General features: G+C 69.7%; 10 protein-coding genes. 7 read left to right on the top strand and 3 right to left on the bottom strand.

Annotation, left to right across the window (positions count from 1 at the left end; genetic code table 11):
• Positions 1–178: 178 nt before the first annotated feature.
• Both QNJ12_RS10355 and QNJ12_RS10350 read right to left on the bottom strand, forming a co-directional pair.
• Positions 179–2047 (bottom strand): ATP-binding protein, encoded by a 1869-nt coding sequence (locus QNJ12_RS10355; RefSeq protein ID WP_300622523.1) that lies wholly within the window; start codon positions 2045–2047, stop codon positions 179–181.
• Positions 2044–2709 carry a response regulator transcription factor gene (locus tag QNJ12_RS10350; RefSeq protein ID WP_300622521.1) on the bottom strand — a complete coding sequence of 222 codons (666 nt, stop codon included), beginning with the start codon at positions 2707–2709 and terminating at the stop codon, positions 2044–2046. Before QNJ12_RS10350 ends, QNJ12_RS10355 begins: the two co-directional genes overlap by 4 nt.
• A 94-nt stretch (positions 2710–2803) precedes the next feature.
• Here QNJ12_RS10350 and QNJ12_RS10345 point away from each other — a divergent pair, with 94 nt between their 5' ends.
• From QNJ12_RS10345 to QNJ12_RS10325, 5 genes are all read left to right on the top strand, one after another.
• On the top strand, positions 2804–3742 hold the full coding sequence (locus QNJ12_RS10345; protein ID WP_300622519.1) for a hypothetical protein: 939 nt from the start codon (positions 2804–2806) through the stop codon (positions 3740–3742).
• Positions 3743–3965: 223 nt separating this feature from the next.
• Positions 3966–4277, top strand: a complete 312-nt coding sequence (locus QNJ12_RS10340) for a helix-turn-helix transcriptional regulator (RefSeq protein ID WP_300622517.1) — start codon at positions 3966–3968, stop codon at positions 4275–4277.
• 2 nt (positions 4278–4279) lie between these two features.
• The gene (locus tag QNJ12_RS10335; protein WP_300622515.1) at positions 4280–5227 is read left to right on the top strand and encodes an SRPBCC family protein; all 948 of its coding nucleotides are present in this window, start codon (positions 4280–4282) and stop codon (positions 5225–5227) included.
• Between the two features lie 95 nt (positions 5228–5322).
• Positions 5323–5649: a hypothetical protein gene (locus tag QNJ12_RS10330; RefSeq protein WP_300622513.1), complete on the top strand. Its 327-nt coding sequence runs from the start codon at positions 5323–5325 to the stop codon at positions 5647–5649.
• Between the two features lie 7 nt (positions 5650–5656).
• On the top strand, positions 5657–6148 hold the full coding sequence (locus QNJ12_RS10325) for a tyrosine-protein phosphatase (protein WP_300622511.1): 492 nt from the start codon (positions 5657–5659) through the stop codon (positions 6146–6148).
• On the opposite strand, the gene QNJ12_RS10320 is transcribed toward QNJ12_RS10325, so the two are convergent.
• Positions 6139–7239 carry a TauD/TfdA family dioxygenase gene (locus QNJ12_RS10320; RefSeq protein WP_300622510.1) on the bottom strand — a complete coding sequence of 367 codons (1101 nt, stop codon included), beginning with the start codon at positions 7237–7239 and terminating at the stop codon, positions 6139–6141. The genes QNJ12_RS10325 and QNJ12_RS10320 overlap by 10 nt on opposite strands.
• A gap of 122 nt (positions 7240–7361) precedes the next feature.
• Here QNJ12_RS10320 and QNJ12_RS10315 point away from each other — a divergent pair, with 122 nt between their 5' ends.
• Both QNJ12_RS10315 and QNJ12_RS10310 read left to right on the top strand, forming a co-directional pair.
• A complete protein-coding gene (locus tag QNJ12_RS10315) occupies positions 7362–8999 on the top strand; it encodes a TIR domain-containing protein (RefSeq protein WP_300622508.1) in 1638 nt (545 codons plus the stop codon).
• Entirely contained in the window at positions 8996–12313 is a 3318-nt protein-coding gene (locus tag QNJ12_RS10310; protein WP_300622507.1) for a hypothetical protein, read from the top strand. The genes QNJ12_RS10315 and QNJ12_RS10310 overlap by 4 nt, the downstream gene beginning before the upstream one ends.
• Positions 12314–12411 lie beyond the last annotated feature (98 nt).

Raw genomic sequence — 12411 nt, 5'->3', positions numbered from 1 at the left:
GACGCGCAGCGAGGGTGACGAGCCGGCGGGGTGGGTGGGCGTCGATTGCTGAGCGTGTCGTGGTTTGATCGGTTCGGTCGGCGTCGGCCCGTTGGCGGGCAGACGCGCAGCGAGGGTGACGAGCCGCCGGGTGGGTGGGCGTCGATCGCTGAGCGTGTGGTTGGTTGATCGGTTCGGATCAGCCGGTCGCTGGCAGCGTCACCACGAACCGGGCGCCCCCGAGGTCGCCGTCGTCCACCGCGACGTCGCCGCCCGCCGCTCGTGCCACCGCGGCGACGACGGCGAGACCGAGGCCGGCGCCGCCGTCGTCCCGAGCCCGCGCCGCGTCGAGCCGGACGAAGCGATCGAAGATGGTCGTCCGTTGATCGTCGGGCACGCCGGGTCCGTCGTCGTCGACGGTCAGGACGACGTCGTCGCCGTGGGTCGCGAGCGTGACACGCACTCGCGAGCTCGCATGCCTGGCGGCGTTGTCGAGCAGGTGGGTGGTCAGGCGGGTGAGCTCGTCGGCCCTGCCGCGGACGCGTCCGGCCGAGACGCCGTCGGTCTCGATCGGCGTGCTGCGGCTCCGCGCCGCCTCGGCCAGCACGATGTCGTCGAGGTCGACGACGGTGCTCGGCGGGGGGAGCCCTTCGTCGGCACGGGCGAGCGAGAGCAGATCGGTCACCAGCGAGCCGAGCCGGTCGGTCTCGGCCAACACGCCGTCGGCCAGCGACGCAGCGTCGTCGTCGGGGCCGTCCGCGAGCGTCGCCTCGGCCTGGACGCGCAGCGCCGCGATCGGACTGCGCAGTTCGTGGGAGGCGTCGGACACGAACTGACGACGTCGCGTGTCCGCTTGCTCGAGGCGATCGAGCATCTCGTTCATCTCGGTGGCCAGCCGGCCGATCTCGTCCTTCGACCGGGGTACGGGGACGCGCTCGTGCAAGGTGCTGGCGCGGATGCCAGCGGCTCGATCGGTCATGAGGCCGACCGGCCGCAGTGCGCGACCGGCCAGGATCCAGGTGACACCACCACCGAGCAGCATGACGATCGGAGCGGCAGCCCACAGCACGGTGCGCAGCCGGTCGACGCTCCGTGTGACGCTCTCGGCCGGTGCGGCCACGATGACGTCGACGCCGTCGACCGGTCGGAGGCCGAACACCAGCTCGTCGGCGCCCAGTGGCGCTGCCGGCTCGTCGGCGGCGGTCTCGTCTGCGGCCGGCGCCGGGTCGTCGTCCGGCGCAGCCTCGGCGATCGCTGCGGCGTCTTCCGGAGCCGTCCCGACGCGGAACTCGCCGTGCTCGAACGCCTCCTGGAGGCCACGGTCGAGCGCCTCGAACAGCTCGTCGAGCTCGCTCGCCCCGAGCTCGGCACCGAACCCGCCGTCGATGTCGCTGTCGAAGACGCCGAACTCCTCGAACTGCTCGAACAGTTCGGCGAACGGGTCGGCCATCAGCTCCTCGCCGAACACGTCGGGGTCGATGATCTCGGGATCGATCGCGTCCGTCAGATCGGGGTTGTCGAAGATCGACGACTCGATCGTGGCGCGGATGTCGTCGCCGATGATGTCGCCGAGCGTCTGATCGCCGAACAGCGGCAGCTCGAACAGGTCGGGGTCGACGCGTTCCTCGCCGAGCTCGACGGCGAGCTGGGCGAGCTCGGCCCCCGTGATGATCGGGCCCTCCGATGTACCGGACCGGATCAGTATCGAGCCGTCGGACTCGACCACACCCGACACGCCGGGCGCGGGCACGATGACGATGCGACCGTCGTCCCTGAACGATCGCAGCCGCTCGATGGCACCCGTGTCGCTCAGCGCGTCGACCTGGTCGAGCAGCTCGGGACCGTAGACCGCGGCGAGCTGGTCGTCGGTCAGGTCGTCGTTCAGCTCGCCGACGAAGCGCCCGACCGGGCCCGGACCCTCGTCGGTCTCGGCGTCGAGCAGATCGTCGACCAGCTCGTCGCGGACCAGCCGCGGCGCCAGCATCGCGGTGAGCACCGCGATCGATCCGATCAGCAAGGCGACGGCGATCGTCAGCCGCCCGCGAACCGAGCGAACGGCCGACCTCACGGCGGGCTCCCCGCGAGCTGGTATCCGACCGACCGGACGGTCCTGACGGCGTCGTGCCCCAGCTTCTTGCGCAGGTAGCCGACGTAGACCTCGACGATGTTGGGGTCGCCGTCGAAGTCGATGCCCCACACCGCGTCGAGCATCGCTTGCTTCGGCACGATGTCGGGTGCCCGCCGTGCCAGGTACTCGACGACGGCGAACTCGCGTGGCGTCAGCTCGATCTCGTCACCGCCGAGTCGGCACGACATGCGAGCCCGATCGATCTCGAGGTCGCCGACGGTGATGGCATCGGACGACGACGTGTGGCCGCGCCGCAGCAGCGCCCGCAACCGGGCGAGCAGGACGACCAGCGAGAACGGCTTGCGGAGGTAGTCGTCGGCCCCGGTGTCGAGCGCCTCGGCCTCGTCGTATTCACCGTCCTTGGCCGTCAGCATCAGGATCGGCGTCGTCGAGCCCGAGGAGCGCAGCTCGCGGCACACCTCGTAGCCGTTCTTGCCCGGCAGCATGATGTCGAGCACGATCGCTGCGTAGTCGACCTCGCCGGCCTGCCAGACCGCGTCGGTGCCGGTGTGCACCACGTCGGCGTCGAAGCCCTCGGCCCGCAGCGCGCGGGCGATCGATTCGGCGAGGCGTACTTCGTCGTCGACCACCAGCAGCCGCATGTCCTCAGTGTGCCGGAGGATGCTGAGTGTTCGCTGAGAGCGTTCCTCAGCCGATCTCAGGCCGGTCTCAGGTAGGACGGGCATCATGATCCACATGGATCCCTTCGATCTGCCCCCCTCCACGCCCCCCGTCTCGCTCGAACCGGTCGAGCCACGCCGGCCGAGCCGTGGCCGGACCGCGTTGGTGGCGCTCGCCGCTGCCGGCCTGGTCGGCGGCGGCATCGTCGGTGTCAGTGCCCTGGTCTCGGCCGATCGCCCGTCGGTCGAGGGTGATGGCGCCTCGCTCGCCGCGGTCGCCGACGACGACCCGATCGACGAGTCCGACGAGCCCTTCCCCGACGCTCCCGAGCCCGACGGGCCCGAGCCGGATGACGGCGCCGAACCCGACGATCCCGCCCGCCCCGTGATCGACGGTGAGATCGTGATCGACACCGGCGACGGCGACCCGCTGGTCCTCGACCTCGGCGAACTGACGGGCGACGACGGCGTGCTGGCATGCCTGCCCCACCTCGACATGACGTTCGGTGACCTCGACGACTTCCCATTCGAGGACCTTCCGTTCGGTGACCTCGAGCGCTTCCCCGAGGGCTTCCCGTTCGAGGACCTCGACGAGTTGCCCGAGCTCGACGAGCTGTTCGGTGAGTTCGGCGACGTCCTCGACGGCGCTCAGGTCACCGTCGCCGGCGCCGACGGCGTCACCGTCATCGATCTCGGTGAGGGCGACGCCTCCGTGACGATCACCCAGGAGGACGGCGAGATCTCGGTCAGCACCGACGGCGACGCCGAGGTGTCCGATCTCGACGAGTTGGTCGGCGGGCTGTTCGGCGAGCTCGAGGGCCGACTCGGCGAGGGCGGGATCTTCGACGACGAGTTCTTCGAGGACATCGAGGGCCGGTTCCTCGACGACGAGTTCTTCGAGGACATCGAGGGCGGGATCTTCGACGACGAGTTCTTCGAGGACATCGAGGGTCGCATCGAGCCGATCGACCTGACCGAGCTTCGTGAGTGCATCGACCAGGCACTCGATCGCTGAGTCCCACCCCCCACGACTCGCGGCCCCGGCCACCCGGCCGGGGCCGCGGCGCGTCCGGCGTCGAACGATCCTCGTTCGGATGGACGGTCCTCGAGATCCGAGATGTGCGGGCGTCGGCGGTGCGGTCGCCGGTCGCTGCGAACCGACGGCGCTGCCGGCGCGTCTCGGCGTCACCCGGTCATACGTTGACATGTGACCAAATAGTCACCTATTGTCGACGGCGATGGACGCCGTGTTCCGAGCGCTTGCCGACCCGAGTCGCCGGGCACTGCTCGATGCCCTGCGCGAGCGCGATGGTCGCACGCTGAGCGAGCTCTGCGACGTGCTCGGCGACATGACGCGATTCGGGGTCATGAAGCACCTGCGGGTGCTCGAGGATGCCCGCCTCGTGCTGAGCGAGCGATCGGGGCGCACCAAGCTCCACTACCTGAACCCGGTGCCCATCCGTGAGATCCACGATCGGTGGATCAGCCACTATGCCGAACCACTCGTCGCTGGGCTCGTCGCCCTCCGTGACCGAGCCGAAGGAGCCTGATCATGTCTGCGACCGCCCATCTCTACGAGATCTTCGTCCGAGCGCCGCGCGAGCGCGTCTGGCAGGCGCTGACCGACCCCGACGACACGGTCCGGTACTTCCACGGCACGCGGTTCGAGTCCTCGTTCGAGGCGGGCGCGCCGTATCGCAACGTCATCGTCGACGGCGATCGACTGGCGGTCGACGGGGTGATCGAGGCGTTCGATCCACCCCGGCGCCTCGTCCTGACCTGGCACGTGAACTACGACGAGGGGATGGCGGCCGAGCCGCCCGGTCGCGTCGAGTGGACGCTGACCCCGGCCAACCAGGACGGCTCGGTCACGCGGGTCACGTTGCGTCACGGCGACCTCGCGCTCAGCCCGGCGACCTGGGAGCACGTCCGGCTCGGCTGGGTCGAGATCCTCGACGGGCTCAAGACGCTCCTCGAGACAGGCGAACCGCTGCCCCCGGTCGACACCGGCGGCAGCGACATCGACGCGGCAGATGTCGAGGGCAACTGGCACCGGGCCCAAGCGATCACCGCCAACAACTCGGTGTGGGAGCTCCTCGACGGCCGCGAGCTCGGCGGCGGCGAGGTCGACGACCTGCTGCAACGGGCCTATGCCGCGGCGTATCACTGGCGTCGGGCCACCGGTGCCACCACGGTGAACCAGGCTCGCGCCTCGTGGCTGGTGTCCCGTGCGCACGCGACCGCCGGGCAGGGTGCGGCCGCCCTGCACCACGCCGACCGGACGAGCGCGCTCGTCGCCGAAGCGGCCGACGAGGTCGCCGACTTCGATCACGCGTACGCGTACGAAGCTCGTGCGCGTGCGCTCGCCTGCCTCGGGAGGGTCGACGAGGCTGGCGAGGCGTACCGTCGCGCGGCGACCGTCACGATCGCCGACGAGCAGGACCGCTCGATCTTCACCAGCGATCTCGCTGCCGAGCCCTGGTTCGGTCTCGAGCGGTGACGGCGAGCCGGCAGACTCCGGGCGGGCCCGGTCCCGGGTGTCGCGGCGGCTCGCCGACGTTTCACGTCCGGCGAGATTCCCGTACCGTGGCGGCCGTGAGCATCCGGGTGGCGATCGACGACCTGTTCGAGCAGATCGGCGAGTGGGGCCCCGGCTACCTGCTGACCGTCTCGGACGATGACCGCACGCACCTGCTCGCCCTCCGGCCCTCGGTCGTGGGCACCGGAGCCGAGCGGGTGCTCCGACTCGACGCGGGCGGTGGGCGGGCGGTGGGGAATGCAACGGCCCGTCCGGCCGTCACCTTGTTGTTCCCACCCGGCGACGACGGCTACAGCCTGGTGGTCGACGGCGACGCAGCGGTCCATGGGTCACTCGTCGACGTCAGGCCGACGTCGGCGCTGCTGCACCGCCCGGCGCCGTGATCACCCGATGAGCATCGACCGGATCCCCCTGCCGAGCACCACGGGGTCGCTCTGGCTGTGCGGCCGCCACGACATCGCGCCCGACCCCGAGGCGGCGCTCGCATGGGCCGACGATGCATCGACGGTCGTCTGCCTCAATCCCGCCGCCGAGCTGCAGGCCCGGTTTCCCGCGTACGTCGACTGGCTGCGGGCCAACAAGGCCGGCCGGGCGCTGTGGTTCCCGATCCGGAACTTCGGTGCCGAGTCCGCCGATGCCACGATGCCGTTCCTGCGGATGATCGCCGCCCGGCTCGAGGCGGGCGAGGGCGTGGTGATGCACTGCGCGATGGGTCAGGGGCGTGCCGGCACGATGGCCGTCTGCCTGCTCATGGTGCTCGGCGCAACTCGCGACGAGGCGCTGCGAACTGTCGCCGCGCATCGCACGTTCGCCGGCCCCGCCGACTCGTCGCAGTGGCGGCTCGTCGACGAGGTCGCGTCGATGGTCGCCCGTCAGAACTGATCTCGCTCGCCGACCACGATGCCGCCGCGGTTGCCGACCTCGATCGACCCGTAGCGCTGCGCGAACACGGGAGGCAGGGTGCGGTCGCCCGGGACCGACAACCACAGGCGGAGCAGATGGCGTGGCGAGCCGGGCTTGTCGACGAACGCGGTCCGGTCGTGCAGCAGCGTGTGGTTGTGCACGAACTGCATGTCGCCCACCGCGAGCTGCATCTCGAGGTGGATGTCGGGCTCGTTGGCGATCTCGTCGAACAGATCGAGTGCCGCCGTCACGTCGCCAGCAAGGGGTGGTACGTCGTCGAAGCGCTGCGCCGACTCGATGTACTGCCGTTGGTACAGCACGGTGAGCGCCTGGTCGTGCCACGACAGCACGGGGATCGTGAAGTACGGATCTGCGCCGGCGGGGACCTCGCCGCGCCGGTCGGTGGCGATCGGTCGGAACAGCACGGCGGCGAGGTCGGGGCGGCGGTCGAGCATCTCGTTGTAGATCGTGGAGGCGCTCGCCAGCATCGACGCGCCACCACGTGCGGCCGTCTCGAGGCACAGCAGCCCGACGACGTCGGTCGAGTCGGTGTGGAAGGTCTGGCGTCGATCGGTCTGGTAGATCCGCACGTTCGGATCCGCGACGTCGAGCCCGATGTTGCGGACGTGGCCGAGCAGCTCACCCCGTGCGTTCTGCGATCTCGCCGAGCCGAGGTGTGCTCCGAGACCGACGAACGCAGCAGCGGCTTGCCGCTCGGTCAGCTGGTGGCAGGGGAGCCCGCTGACGAGCCGGAATCCGAGGCCGTGCGTCAGCTCGTGCCTCAGCGCGGTGAGGCGTGGGCCGAGGCCCGGCAGCGGGAAGCGGTCGGCCGTCAGCATCTCGAGTGGCCCGTCGAACGCGTCGACCGCTGCGACGAGCTCGTCGACCTCGTGCGCGTCGAGCGCCCACGTCCACCTCTCCGGCGTCCGCGCGAGGTCGGCGCCCCGCCACACGGCCGGACCGGTCTGGCGGGGAGCCGGCGGGTCGGTCGCTGTGTGGCGGATGAGTCCCACCGCCGGCTCCTTTCGGGTCGTGATGCGGTCGTCGTGGCGACCGACGTACGAGCTCATGTGGTCAGGACACCGTGCCGTAATCCCGTCCATCGGGCCAACTCGATGGGGTATGTTCGCAACGGGCGAGAGCCTCGAGGTTGGGAGGGGGGCCCATGGCCGGCGAAGCTGGAGCTGCCACGGTGTTCATCAGTTACGCACGCGCCGACGCCGATGCAGTGAGCCGGCTCCGTGACAACTTGGTCAAACAGGATCACCCCGCATTCTTCGACCAGGAGATCCGCGGCGGGCAGGACTGGTGGGAGGTGATCCTCGAGAACATTCGCGCCTGTCCGATCTTCCTCTTCGTCCTGAGCCCCGATTCGGCGCGATCTCGTGCGTGTCTCGCCGAGCTCAAGTACGCCGCGGATCTCGGTAAGGCGATCGTGCCGATCAACGTCCGGCCCTACAAGATCGAAGAGGCCCCGGAGCGGCTCCAGCAGTCGAACATCCTCAAGTTCATCAACCCCGACGTGGGCGACTACAACGAGCTCGACACGATCCTCGACGGCCACGAGGACGCGCCGCCCGAACTGCCGGCGGTACTGCCCGATCCACCGCCGACGCCGATCGCGGACCTCACGTCCGAACGCGAGATGCTCGAGAGCGATTCGCTCGGGCCCCGCGAGCAACGCGAGCTGGTGGCGTCGCTCGGTGCCAAGGTCGGGAACCCCGACGATCGGCCTGCGGTCGTCGCGCTGCTCGACAAGCTGAAGCGACGCGACGACGTCACCGTGGCCGTCGCCGAAGAGGCGACCGAACTGCTGGCGCGGCACCGCCAGCCGCCGTCCGACGCCCAGTCGGCCCGCCTCCTCCGGTCGGTGGTCAAGGCGCTCGATCGGAAGGCCTGCGTGCCGATCCTCGGGAGCGGCATGACGAACTGGTTGGTCGGCTCGCGCAAGCTGCTGGCGCAGGAGTGGGCGCAGCAGTACAACTACCCCCTCCACCTCGGCCGCCGCGACGATCTTCCGCAGGTGGCGCAGTACATCTCGGTCACCGAGAAGGACGCGGTCATGCGAGAGGACCTGGGCGAGTTCTATCGCACCCAGCTCGCGTCGTCGTTCCCCGATGCGGTCAACGGGCACGCCGACAAGCGTCTCGACGACATCATCGTCGACGTCTGGAAGCACGAGTCGGGCGAGATGGTCGCCGAGCCCCATCGGGTGCTCGCCGGCATGCCGTGCAAGATCTACATCACGGCGCAGCCGACCGGCCTGTTGCGCGAGGCGTTGATCGCACAGGGCAAGTCCCCGCGCGAGGACTTCTGCCGCTGGAAGGAGGAGGCAGAGGACGACTGGCCGCCGTCGCCGTTCGAGTCCCAGAAGCCCTACAAACCGAGCGTCGCGGAGCCGCTGGTCTTCCACGTGTTCGGCACCCTCGACTACTCGGATTCGATCGTCATCACCGAGGACGACTACTTCGACTTCCTCGGTGCCGTCGCCGAGGAGCCGGATCTGATCCCCCACCAGGTCCGCGAGTTGATCGCCGAGTCGAGCCTGCTCTTCCTGGGCTTCGGACTGCAGGACTGGGATGTGCGCGTGCTGCTGCGAGCCCTGGTGAGTCCCCAGATCGCCGACGACCTCGAGCGGAAGAAGCACGTGGCCGCGGAGATCGACCCGGCGGACAACGCCGAGTTCGCCGACGGCGCCCGCGAGTACCTGAAGGACTACTTCGGTCGCGGCCGTAAGCCGTCGATCGACATCTTCTGGTCGTCCGTCGAGGCGTTCTGCGAGGGCCTGCAGGACCTGTGGGCAGGCCGGGTCGAGGAGGGCGCTCGGTGAGCGCACCGACGGTCGAGCTGGCGCCACCGACCGTGGCGCCCGGGAACCCGTACGTCGGACCGCGCCCCATGGGCCGCGGCGAGAGGATCCACGGGCGGACGAGGGAGATCGACGACATCCGCGGCCGGCTCGTGTCCAACCGGATCATGTTGCTCTACTCGCCGTCGGGCGCCGGCAAGACCTCGTTGATCGAGGCCGGCCTGCTCCCCGAGCTCGCCCAGCGCGACTTCACGGTGCTTCCGACGATCCGTGTCGGGTACGAGCTGGACGTGGTCGCCGGGGAGCCGGCGAACCGGTACGCGGCCAGCATGATCGCCTCGCTGGAGGAACGTCTGCCCGACGACGCGCAGATGCGGCCCGGCAAGCTGGTACGAACGGACCTCGAGGACTACCTCGCACAGCTCGAGCAGGACATGCCCGAGGGACGGCTGTGCCTCGTGTTCGACCAGTTCGAAGAGGTCTTCACGCTCAACCCCGTCGACGTCGACGCCAAACGGCAGTTCATCGCACAGCTCGGCCGCGCGCTGAAGAACAAGCGGTTCTGGGCGTTGTTCGCCATGCGAGAGGACTTCATCGCCCAGCTCGACCCGTATCTCACGGCGTTCCCGACGCGCTTGCGGACCCGATACCGGCTCGGCCTGCTCGATCCGGCGGCGGCGATGGAGGCCGCGCAAGCGCCTGCGGCCGCACAGGGTGTGCGCTTCGACGACGACGCCGTCGGCCGACTCGTCGACGACCTCCGCCAGATCAAGGTGCAACACCTCGACGTCACCACCACCGAGCTCGGACCGTTCGTCGAGCCGCTCCAGCTGCAGGTCGTGTGTCGTCGCCTCTGGGACCGACCTCGTGCGTCGGCGGCGAGCATCGGGGTCGACGACGTGATGGACCGCGGCGGTGTCAACGAGGCGCTCGCCGAGTACTACGACGAGGCGGTCGAACGGGCTGACAAGCAGACCGGCGCAGGCGAACGCGAGATCAGGGGGTGGGTCCGCTCGGACCTGATCACCGACGACGGTTTCCGGAAACCGGTTCGACGCGGGCCGGGCAGGAACGGCAGGGCGGTGCTGTCCCAGCTGGCCGACGCGCACCTGATCCGTGGCGAGCGCCGGAGCGGCACCGACTGGTACGAGCTCACCCACGATCGATTCGTCGAGCCGATCCGCAGCTCGAACCGTGCGTTCTTCAGCGAGCGACGACGACGTCTGACGTGGATCCTCGTCGCGGCTGCGCTGGTCGCCGGCCTGGTCATCGCGATCGTCCTGGCGGCGTTGTTCTGGCCGGACGGCGAGACGCCGCTGAACGCCACCGACCTCGAGCTCGGAGGGGAGGAGGACGTCTCGCTCGAACGCGATGCCTTCGAGCGCTTCCTCGTGAGCGCCGAGGAGGGCATGGTGATCGAGGCCCGCCTGACCTTCGGCGGCGAGACCGCTCCGTCGTCGTCGTCCAGCGCACAGCTCCGTCTGCTCGCGGTGGACGGCAACGAGGTCGGCACCGAGTTGGCCTCCGACACGTTGGAGGCGCTGGAACTCGACATCGCCGACCGCGAGGCCGACGGCGATGAGCGTTCGGGGTCCGTGCTGGACGTCGGCGACGTGCTGAGCGAGGCGCCGCCCGCCGTCGTACGGCGAACCGTCGAGGAGGGCGAGGAGTCGTTCGTCGTCGAGATCGCCACGCAATCCGGAGGCGAGTTCGTGCTCGGCGTCGGCGAGGTGGTGCCCGACGAAGGGCCGGGAGAGCTCGCACTCGACGGTCGTCCGGTGGAGGCCGAGATCGGGGCGGCCGGCGAGACGGTGAGCCTCGTGGTCGACGGGGTCGCCGGCGACGAGATCGTCGTCGGTGTGGATCCGAGCGAGTCGTTCAACCCGGTCGTCCGTCTGCGCAGCGGTGAGTCCGATGGCGACGACCTCGGCTTCGCGGATGCCGGCGCCGAGGGTGATCGTGAGGTCTTCACCGCCACGCTGGCTGGCGATGCTCCGTTCATCGTCGAGGTCTCGGGCTTCGAGGGCTCGACGGGTGGGTTCTCCGTCTCGGTCGAGCAGGTCGAGATTCCCGAGGTCGAGGTCGGTGGAGGCGCGGTCGATGGATCCCTCGCGGCCGAGGGTGAGGTCGTCGCGTACTCGATCGAGGGCGGGGACGGCGAGACCGTGTCGGTCGAGGTGCAACCCGAGGGCGGGTTCGATCCCGTCGTCCGGGTCCTCGACGGTTCTGGAGTTCAGCTCGGCTTCACGGACAACCCCTTCGAGGGCGCTCGGGAGGCGGTGCGGGCGACGCTGGTCGGCGAGGCGCCGTTCACGTTGGAGGTCGCAGGCTTCGGGACGTCCACCGGGGACTTCACCATCGCGGTCGAGCGCTTCGCGCCGGTGATCGTCGAGGTCGGCGGCGATCCGGTCGCCGCGGCCGTCGGCGTCGACGAACCGTTGGTGTTGTTCTCGATCGATGGATCAGCGGGCGACGACCTGGCCGTCAGCGTCACGCCGGCGGCTTCGTTCGATCCGGTCCTGCGCGTGATCGACGACGCCGGATCGGTGCTCGCGGCTTCCGACAACCTGCCCGGCGACCCCGAGACCGCCGCCATCGCCCTCTCGGACGACACCACGATCACCGTCGAGGTGTCCGGCTTCGACGGGTCGACCGGTGACTTCTCGATCTCGGCGAGGCGACTCGAACGCATCCCGCTCGAGGTCGACGATTCGCCGATCGCCGGCGAGCTCGGTCGCGAGGGGGACGTCACGAGGTTCGGCATCGATGCCGAACCACGCTCGGGATTGCGGGTGCGGGTGGTCCCTGACGGTTCGCTCGATGCCACCGTCGCCGTTCGGCAATCGGGTGGGGTCGAGGTCGGAATCGCGAACGCCACGTCGAGCGGCGGCGTCGAAGAGATGACCACGATCGTGCCCGACGACGGCGGGCTCATCGTCGATGTGTCGGGGATCGGGGGCAGCACCGGGTCCTTCACGGTCGCCGTGGAGACCATCGAGACCGTTGCGCTCGAGACCGGCGTGAGCACCTTCGGACAGATCGCCGGAGGTCGGTCGACGACGTTCCAGGTCACCTTGCCCACCGGATCCGGGCTTCCACGGATCGAGCTCACACCGGAGTCGGAGCTGGATGCGGTGCTCGACGTCGTGGTGTCCCTCGGGCCCGGACTGATCCTCGCCGAGATCCGTGACGCGAACGGCAGCGGTGGGTCCGAGGTGCTCGATCTGGCCGCAGACCTTCCCGACTTCGAGTCACCCGAGAGTCAGACGTGGCTGGTGACCGTCTCGGGCTACGAGGGCACGGAGGGCGGGTACGAGATCATCTTCACCCCGTAGATCGGTGTCCGGCCTCGTCCGTCGCGTTGCGCGTCGGGCCGTCGGTGAACATCTCCGGTGCCCGCAGCCGCGACCGGGATAGCGTGGCGGCGCCTGCC

Origin of the sequence: Ilumatobacter sp. (assembly GCF_030065885.1) — a bacterium.
In the GTDB taxonomy this organism is placed as follows: domain Bacteria; phylum Actinomycetota; class Acidimicrobiia; order Acidimicrobiales; family Ilumatobacteraceae; genus Ilumatobacter.
Note: the sequence above shows the minus strand (reverse complement) of the source record. Positions and strands in the feature narration are given on the sequence as shown.